Below are 258 nucleotides of genomic sequence, written 5' to 3' on the forward strand. Positions count from 1 at the left end.
GGGCTTGGCCTTGTTCTCCACGTTCCTGACTCCGGCCTTTCATACCCTGCGCGCAGATCCGTTGGCCGAAACGCTGGTGACCCTCCTGGTTCCGTTGCTGGGCCTCCTGATGGCGCTTCCGATCATCGAAGAATCAGACTTCCAACGTTCCAGCACCTACATCACCTTGGAATTCGTTTTCGTTTTCATTGAGCTGTTGGTGGATGCTGTCCCCGGCATCCTGCTTCGACTCAACGGACAGGTCCTTGACCACGTGGT

1 protein-coding gene is annotated in these 258 nt (G+C 56.6%); it reads left to right on the forward strand.

Going from position 1 to position 258, the window contains the following annotated elements; genetic code table 11:
- Positions 1-258: cytochrome c oxidase assembly protein (locus SB764_RS42065; RefSeq protein ID WP_410867046.1), on the forward strand; the 258-nt coding region annotated here is incomplete at both ends.

This window comes from Paraburkholderia sp. SIMBA_027 (assembly GCF_046535315.1).
Lineage (GTDB): Bacteria > Pseudomonadota > Gammaproteobacteria > Burkholderiales > Burkholderiaceae > Paraburkholderia > Paraburkholderia tropica.